The sequence below is a fragment of the Citrobacter sp. wls757 genome (assembly GCF_005280935.1).
Taxonomy (GTDB): domain Bacteria; phylum Pseudomonadota; class Gammaproteobacteria; order Enterobacterales; family Enterobacteriaceae; genus Citrobacter; species Citrobacter portucalensis.
Window position 1 is genome coordinate 1 of the sequence record NZ_SZWU01000031.1, and the last position, 7,086, is coordinate 7,086.

The 7,086-nt window shown below is 52.2% G+C and carries 7 protein-coding genes; 5 read left to right on the top strand and 2 right to left on the bottom strand.

The window, feature by feature from the left end:
- The first annotated feature begins 400 nt into the window (after nt 1-400).
- The 4 genes from yjbE (at nt 401) to FDW94_RS08285 (ending at nt 4,230) form a co-directional block, all read left to right on the top strand.
- Nucleotides 401-643 carry an exopolysaccharide production protein YjbE gene (gene yjbE / locus FDW94_RS08270; RefSeq protein ID WP_003826562.1) on the top strand — a complete coding sequence of 81 codons (243 nt, stop codon included), beginning with the start codon at nt 401-403 and terminating at the stop codon, nt 641-643.
- A 118-nt stretch (nt 644-761) separates the two neighbouring features.
- Entirely contained in the window at nt 762-1,400 is a 639-nt protein-coding gene (locus tag FDW94_RS08275) for a YjbF family lipoprotein (RefSeq protein ID WP_128612467.1), read from the top strand.
- Nucleotides 1,397-2,134 (top strand): capsule biosynthesis GfcC family protein, encoded by a 738-nt coding sequence (locus tag FDW94_RS08280; protein ID WP_137377439.1) that lies wholly within the window; start codon nt 1,397-1,399, stop codon nt 2,132-2,134. The genes FDW94_RS08275 and FDW94_RS08280 overlap by 4 nt, the downstream gene beginning before the upstream one ends.
- Entirely contained in the window at nt 2,134-4,230 is a 2,097-nt protein-coding gene (locus FDW94_RS08285) for a YjbH domain-containing protein (RefSeq protein WP_057068682.1), read from the top strand. Before FDW94_RS08280 ends, FDW94_RS08285 begins: the two co-directional genes overlap by 1 nt.
- A gap of 97 nt (nt 4,231-4,327) precedes the next feature.
- Here FDW94_RS08285 and FDW94_RS08290 read toward each other — a convergent pair whose 3' ends face one another.
- Nucleotides 4,328-4,780, bottom strand: a complete 453-nt coding sequence (locus FDW94_RS08290; protein WP_008786912.1) for an acyltransferase — start codon at nt 4,778-4,780, stop codon at nt 4,328-4,330.
- 138 nt (nt 4,781-4,918) lie between these two features.
- On the opposite strand from FDW94_RS08290, the gene psiE reads away from it, so the two are divergent.
- On the top strand, nt 4,919-5,329 hold the full coding sequence (psiE, locus tag FDW94_RS08295) for a phosphate-starvation-inducible protein PsiE (RefSeq protein ID WP_003031674.1): 411 nt from the start codon (nt 4,919-4,921) through the stop codon (nt 5,327-5,329).
- Between the two features lie 45 nt (nt 5,330-5,374).
- Here the strand turns inward: psiE and xylE are convergent, their stop codons facing one another.
- On the bottom strand, nt 5,375-6,850 hold the full coding sequence (gene xylE / locus FDW94_RS08300; RefSeq protein WP_071445334.1) for a D-xylose transporter XylE: 1,476 nt from the start codon (nt 6,848-6,850) through the stop codon (nt 5,375-5,377).
- Between the last annotated feature and the right edge of the window lie 236 nt (nt 6,851-7,086).

Genomic DNA, 7,086 nt, shown 5'->3' on the forward strand with positions numbered 1-7,086 from the left:
CTCTGCACAGAGAGGATAATACAAGGCCGGATAAAGCGTTTAGCCGCATCCGGCATTAATGAAATAAAAAGCCGATATTAATATCGGCTTTTTTATAAGAATGCTCCAGGATATCTACGTTCTAACTTCATACCTTAATTGAGCTTAATCCTAAAATAATTTTATTAATGTTATTCAATTTCTGATGTTTTCGGATTTACCGGATATTGCATTTTAATTTTTATATTTTAATTTATTGATTTATTTGTCTTTGTTGTATTTTTTAATCATTTTTCCTTTCGTTATCTAATTATCCTAAATTCCCGCGTGGCGTAATTTTCACACTTTGGCTTGTGTATACTCGATCTCGCCCGAAATTCTTTTGGGTAAATCTCCATTCATACAATGAAGGGAATTTGTGATGAAAAAAGTTCTGTATGGCCTGTGGGCTATATCTGCGCTTGCGGCGACTTCTGTCTATGCCGCCCCCGTTCAGGTGGGTGAGGCGGCAGGGTCGGCTGCCGCGTCGGTTTCGGCAGGAAGTTCCTCCGCAACCAGCGTGAGCACCGTAAGTTCTGCAGTGGGGGTCGCCCTGGCGGCGACCGGTGGCGGCGATGGTTCTAATACCGGAACCACAACCACCACAACCACCAGTACCCAGTAATAAAGGTACGTTTAATTCTAACCACACTTCGGTGTGGTTATTTTGAATTGCCAAAAGTATGTGGGATTTGTAGGCCGGATAAGCGTTGCGCCACCCGGCAATAATGCGGAGAAACGTCGTGAAGCGACCAGCGCTCATAATGGTTTGCCTGTTACTGCAGGCGTGCTCAGCCACCACCGAAGGGTTGGGGCATTCGCTGTGGGATAGCGTGTTTGGTACTCCCGGCGTACAGATGACGGACGATGAAATCCAAAATATGCCCTACGCCAGCCAGTATATGCAGCTAAACGGCGGTCCCCAACTGTTTGTGGTACTCGCGTTTGCGGAAAACGGACAGCAGAAATGGGTGACTCAGGATCGGGCTATTCTCGTCACGCAGCATGGGCGCATTGTGAAAACGCATCTCGGCGGGGACAACCTAATTGAGGTGAATAATCTGGCGGCAGACCCACTCATCAAACCCAATCAGATAGTCGATGGCGCAACGTGGACCCGCACAATGGGCTGGACTGAACATCAGCAGGTACGCTATGCCACCGCGCGATCGGTTTTCAAATGGGATGGCGCAGACACCATCAAGATCGGCAGCGATGACACGCCGGTACGGATCCTCGATGAAGAGATAACGACCGATCAAACGCGCTGGCATAACCGCTACTGGATAGACAGTGAAGGGCAGATTCGCCAGTCGGAACAGTATCTAGGCGCGCATTACTTCCCGGTGAAAACCACGCTGATTAAGGCGGCAAAATCATGATCAAACGAGCCGTTATGGCGCTGCTGATGGGCCTGAGCGCAGCGTCTGTTTTTGCTGCGGGCAGCGTTAAGGTCTTTACCTCCGCCAGCGAAGAGCCAAAAACGCTGACCGGGGCCGAACATCTGCTCGACCTGGTTGGACAGCCGCGGTTGAGCAATAGCTGGTGGCCAGGCGCGGTTATCAGCGAAGAGCGGGCAACGACGGAGGCGGAACGTCAGCAGCAGGCATTACTGGCTCGCCTGGCGACGCTGGGCGCAGAAGAAAGCGGTGACGATGCGGCCACTATCAACACATTACGCCAGCAGATTCAGGCGCTGAAGGTGACTGGCAGGCAGATGATTAATCTTGACCCGGATGTTGTGCGCGTCAGCGAGCGAGGCAACCCGCCGTTGCAGGGCAATTACACGCTGTGGGTCGGAGCGCAGCCAACGCATATCACGCTGTTTGGCCTGCTAAGCCATCCGGGTAAACAACCGTTTATGCCCGGGCGCGATGTTGCCAGTTATCTCGATGGGCAAAGTCGGCTCAGCGGCGCGGATCGTAGCTTCGCCTGGGTTATCTATCCTGACGGGCGCACGCAAAAAGTACCGGTCGCTTACTGGAACAAACGTCACGTTGAGCCGATGCCCGGCAGCATCATTTATGTCGGACTCTCTGATGCTGTCTGGAGCAGCACCCCGGATGAAATTAATGCCGACATTCTTCGCACCCTGACCCAGCGGATACCCGAATAATGAGAAAAACTTACCTGCTCAGCTTACTGGCGCTGGGCGTAAGCGTTGCCTGCCACGGTGAAACCTGGCCCGCGCCCATTGGACCTTCGCAGTCCGATTTTGGCGGCGTGGGGCTGCTGCAAACCCCAACCGCACGCATGGCACGTGAGGGCGAAATGAGCCTCAATTACCGCGATAACGATCAGTACCGCTACTACTCTGCGTCGGTGCAGCTCTTCCCGTGGTTGGAAACCACGCTGCGCTACACCGATGTGCGTACCAAAAAATACAGTAGCGTGGAGTCGTTTTCTGGCGATCAGACTTACAAGGATAAAGCTTTTGATCTCAAACTACGGCTGTGGGAAGAGAGCTACTGGATGCCGCAGGTGGCGGTTGGCGCGCGAGATATTGGCGGAACTGGCCTGTTCGATGCGGAGTATATTGTGGCGAATAAAGCCTGGGGGCCGTTTGATTTCTCGCTTGGCCTGGGCTGGGGATATCTCGGGACCAGCGGTAACGTCAGCAATCCGTTTTGCTCATACAGCGATAAATTCTGCTATCGCGATAACAGCTACAAGCAGGCCGGTTCTATTGACGGCAGCCAGATGTTCCACGGCCCGGCATCGCTGTTTGGCGGCGTCGAGTATCAGACGCCCTGGCAGCCGTTGCGTCTGAAACTGGAGTATGAGGGAAACAATTACCAGCAGGATTTTGCGGGCAAGCTGGATCAGAAGAGCAAGTTTAACGTCGGCGCTATTTATCGCGTCACCGATTGGGCCGACGTTAACCTCAGCTATGAGCGCGGGAACACCTTTATGTTTGGGGTCACGCTGCGGACTAACTTCAACGATCTGCGGCCAAACTATAACGACAACGCCCGCCCGAAATATCAGCCACAGCCGCAGGATGCCATCCTGCAACACTCGGTGGTGGCGAATCAGCTAACGCTGCTGAAATATAACGCCGGACTGGCCGATCCTAAAATTCAGGTGCAGGGCGATACGCTGTATGTGACCGGTGAACAGGTGAAATACCGTGATTCGCGCGAAGGGATCGAACGTGCCAACCGGATCGTGATGAACGATCTTCCCGACGGGATCCGCACGATCCGTATTACGGAAAATCGTCTTAACTTGCCGCAGGTGACGACCGAAACGGAGGTTTCCAGCCTCAAGCGTCATCTGGAAGGCGAACCGTTGGGCCACGAAACCCAGCTGGCGCAAAAACGCGTTGAGCCCGTGGTGCCGAAAACGACCGAGCAGGGCTGGTATATCGATAAGTCACGCTTCGATTTCCACATCGATCCGGTGCTTAACCAGTCGGTGGGCGGCCCGGAAAACTTCTATATGTATCAGTTGGGCGTGATGGGAACGGCGGATTGGTGGGTTACCGATCACCTGCTGACCACTGGGAGTTTGTTCGCCAACCTCGCCAATAACTATGACAAATTTAACTACACCAACCCGCCGCAGGATTCGCATTTGCCACGAGTGCGTACCCATGTGCGCGAGTATGTGCAAAACGATGTCTACGTGAATAACCTGCAGGCCAACTACTTCCAGTCACTCGGAAACGGGTTCTACGGACAGGTTTACGGTGGCTATCTGGAAACCATGTACGGCGGAGCGGGGGCAGAAGTGCTGTATCGTCCACTGGACAGCAACTGGGCGTTTGGTGTTGATGCCAACTACGTGAAACAGCGTGACTGGCGTAGCGCGCAGGACATGATGAAATTCACCGACTACAGCGTGAAGACCGGGCATTTGACGGCGTACTGGAATCCGTCATTCGCTCAGGATGTACTGGTGAAAGCCAGCGTGGGTCAGTATCTGGCGGGAGATAAGGGCGGAACGCTGGAAGTGGCGAAGCGCTTTGACAGTGGCGTTGTGGTAGGCGGCTATGCGACCATCACCGACGCCTCGCCGGATGAGTACGGAGAGGGTGATTTTACCAAAGGGGTGTACGTATCCGTGCCGCTGGATCTGTTCTCGTCAGGCCCGACCCGCAGCCGTGCGGCGATTGGCTGGACGCCGTTAACGCGTGATGGCGGCCAGCAGCTTGGACGTAAGTTTGGTTTGTACGACATGACCAGCGACAGAAGTGAAAACTTCCGTTAATCGAGCCGTTTGCCAGCCGGATGGCGCTACGCTTATCCGGCCTACAAACTGCCTGTACTGCAGGCCGGATAAGGCATTTGCGCCGTCAGCAGGCAAGTTACAGGCGACGCAATAATTTTGCCGGGTTTCCTGCATACACGCCTTTCTCGGTGATCGATTTGGTCACCACGCTCCCCGCACCGATGACCGCGCCATCGCAGATGGTGACCGCCAGAATGGTCGCTCCACTGCCGATTGAGACATCGTTGCCAATCGAAATTCTTCCCCAACTGTTGCGGTCGGCGTTGGGTTTTCCTTCGCGAAACATATCGTTGGCGAACATCACGCCATGACCGATAAAACAGCGGGCGCCCAGGGTGACATATTCGCAGATGAAAGTGTGCGACTGAATTTTGCTGTCTGCGCCAATTTGCGTATTACCCTGGATTTCAACAAATGGCCCGACAAAAACGTTGTCACCCAATGTGCAATTGTAGAGATTTGCGGGTTCATAAATCACCACGTTCTCACCGCAGGTAACGTTGCGGACAGCGGATTGTCTTAGCTGCATACTTCATCCTGTGAAATGTGTCGTGACATTCATCATTCCCCGCTGACCTTTCTTGCACAAAACATAAACAAAAAATGTAGATCTCTGTCACATTTTTGCGTTATACAGGAACCTCGCCACTGAGTAAGAGGTGCTGTTATGACGTCGCTATCTCGTCCGCGCGTGGAGTTTATCTCCACCATCTTACAGACCGTGTTGAATCTGGGACTGCTGAGTTTGGGCCTGATCCTGGTTGTATTCCTCGGGAAAGAAACGCTGCATCTGGCGGATGTGCTGTTCGCGCCGGAACAAACCAGCAAGTATGAGCTGGTGGAAGGGCTGGTGGTTTACTTCCTCTATTTTGAATTTATCGCGCTGATTGTGAAGTACTTTCAGTCGGGGTTTCACTTTCCGTTGCGCTATTTTGTCTATATCGGGATCACCGCGATTGTGCGGTTGATCATTGTCGATCATAAAGCACCGATGGATGTGCTGATCTATTCCGCGGCGATCCTGCTGCTGGTGATCACCTTGTGGCTGTGTAATTCAAAACGGCTGAAGCGAGAGTAAAAGACAACGCGCCGCAATCGGGCTGCGGCGTGTTGCAGGTCAGGGTTACTGCGCAGAGGCTGGCTGGGTTTTCTCTGCGGCGGGTTCCCACAGTTCTTCAAGTTCTTCCAGCGTTTTGCCTTTGGTTTCCGGTACAAACTTCCACATAAACAGCGCCGCCAGAATACCCATACAACCGTAAATCCAGTAGGAGAAACCGTTGTGGAAATGGGAAACCAGCCACGAATTTTTGTCCATCATCGGGAAGGTCCAGGAGACGAAATAGTTCGCCAGCCATTGTGCGGCCACCGCAATGGCGAGCGCTTTGCCGCGAATCGCATTGGGGAAGATTTCTGCCAGCAGCACCCAGCAAACCGGTCCCCAGGACATGGCGAATGCGGCGACGTAAAATAGCATCGACAGCAGAGCAACCAGCCCGGAAGCCTGGGTATAAAACGCGGTACCGAGGCTGAACATACCAATGGCCATGCCCAGAGCGCCAATAATCTGCAGCGGTTTGCGACCAAATTTATCCACCGTCATGATCGCCAGCACGGTAAAGCTCAGGTTGATCACGCCAACAATGATGGTCTGTAACAGCGCCACATCGGTGCTGGCTCCCAGCGTTTTAAACACCTCTGGGGCGTAGTAGAGCACGACGTTAATACCGACGAATTGCTGGAAGATAGACAGCATTACGCCGATGACGATAACGCCTGCGCCAAACATCAGCAGGCGACCACCGGTTTTACGACCATGTTCCAGAGACTGATTGATCTCCTGCATGGCCTGGGTAGCGAGGGTGCTGCCCATAATTTTGCGCAGAATACCTTCCGCCTGCTCGTGTCTGCCACGCGCCATCAGCCAGCGCGGGCTTTCTGGTACGGTGTACAGCAGCAGTAAAAACAGCAGGGCGGGAATACTTTCGGACGCAAACATATAGCGCCAGCCATCGGTATTCAACCAGTTAGCGTCGCCAGAACGGGCGATAAAATAGTTAACGCAATACACCAATAGTTGACCAAAAATAATGGCGAATTGGTTAAATGACACCAGTTTTCCACGAATATGTGCGGGTGCCAGTTCAGCAATATACATTGGTGAGAGCATTGAGGCTAAACCTACGCCAATACCACCAATGATACGATAAATAACAAATTCGGGAACGTATCCGGCCAAATAAACAGGTACGGAATTATCAGGATTAATCGTCGTAAAGCCTAATTCCGGCCAGGCAGAACCAATACCGGAAATAAAGAACAGCAGAGCCGCGATTTTCAGCGAGTCCCGGCGGCCAAACCGGTTACTGCAATAGCCGCCCAGTGCACCGCCGATGATGCAGCCTATCAACGCACTGGCGACGCAAAAGCCCAACAGCGAGTTGGCGGCGGATTCACTTAAATGTTGTGGTGCGACAAACACGGTATTCAGGGATTCTACCGTTCCGGATATGACCGCAGTGTCGTAGCCGAATAATAGCCCTCCTAACGTTGCCACTAATGTAATCGAAAAAATATAACTGGAATTATATTGAGAGTTCATTCAGACCTGCCTTAGAGGATACAGCTCTTTTGATCAGTGTCGTGATGGTGAATTTAACAGGCAGGGAAGACAATTATCATTTTTTACATTGCAATTACGTTTTGTCTTTTCTGTGATCTTAATTCTGTTTGATTTATCTATATTCAGACAGGAAATAGAATTGCAGTGATGGAGAGCACGAAAGGAAATAATCGTAACAGTGATGCAAAATAACATAAAAAAAGGGCGCTCCGTAG

Bases quoted from the DNA above. Each gene is read 5' to 3' on its own strand.
- FDW94_RS08285 (WP_057068682.1), top strand. From the start codon at position 2,134: ATGAGAAAAACTTACCTGCTCAGCTTACTGGCGCTGGGCGTAAGCGTT.
- psiE (WP_003031674.1), top strand. From the start codon at position 4,919: ATGACGTCGCTATCTCGTCCGCGCGTGGAGTTTATCTCCACCATCTTA.
- FDW94_RS08290 (WP_008786912.1), bottom strand. From the start codon at position 4,780: ATGCAGCTAAGACAATCCGCTGTCCGCAACGTTACCTGCGGTGAGAAC.
- FDW94_RS08280 (WP_137377439.1), top strand. From the start codon at position 1,397: ATGATCAAACGAGCCGTTATGGCGCTGCTGATGGGCCTGAGCGCAGCG.
- yjbE (WP_003826562.1), top strand. From the start codon at position 401: ATGAAAAAAGTTCTGTATGGCCTGTGGGCTATATCTGCGCTTGCGGCG.
- xylE (WP_071445334.1), bottom strand. From the start codon at position 6,850: ATGAACTCTCAATATAATTCCAGTTATATTTTTTCGATTACATTAGTG.